At 71.2% G+C, this 520-nt stretch carries 1 protein-coding gene; it reads left to right on the top strand.

The features are described from left to right. A partial coding sequence (locus J5M58_RS26200) for a lysozyme inhibitor LprI family protein (RefSeq protein WP_207880245.1) occupies positions 1–416 on the top strand: 416 nt, incomplete at its 5' end. Positions 417–520: the final 104 nt, after the last annotated feature.

The raw sequence follows: 520 nt of genomic DNA, 5'->3' as shown, positions 1-520 counted from the left end.
AGGACGAGGCGCATCTCGTGCGCGCGGTCTACGAGACGACGCAGGGCACGATGTACGCGATGGCGAACGCCGACATGCGGCTGCAGCCGGTGCGCGAGCGCGCGCTCGCGCTGCGCGGCGCGGCCGACCGCTACTACGCGCAGCCGGGCGGCGGCAAGGGCGCCGTGCATCGCGTGCGGCCCTGCATGCGCGATGCGGCGTGCGAGCACGCGCTCTTCGACATGAACCGCTATTACGAGAAACTGCGCGCGCGGATGCCCGCCGATTCGCTGCCGACGCTCGTCGCCGCGCAACGCGAATGGGCGGCGTTTCGCGACGCGATGACGCCGCTCGTCAGCGAGAGCGAGCGCGTCGATCTGATCGGCGCGCGCGTCGCGACGCTCAAGCGCTTCTCCGAGACCGTCAACAATCGCTGAACGCCGCGCGGGCAGCGTGCGCGTTCGGTGCGCGCGTCGCTCATCGGGCGGCGTGAGCGTTCGCTCGTTGTTCGGCCGACATCGAATTCGCGCTTGGGCGCAGG

This window comes from Pseudomonas sp. 32_A (assembly GCF_017490905.1).
GTDB classification, from domain to species: domain Bacteria; phylum Pseudomonadota; class Gammaproteobacteria; order Pseudomonadales; family Pseudomonadaceae; genus Aquipseudomonas; species Aquipseudomonas inefficax.
Note: the sequence above shows the minus strand (reverse complement) of the source record. Positions and strands in the feature narration are given on the sequence as shown.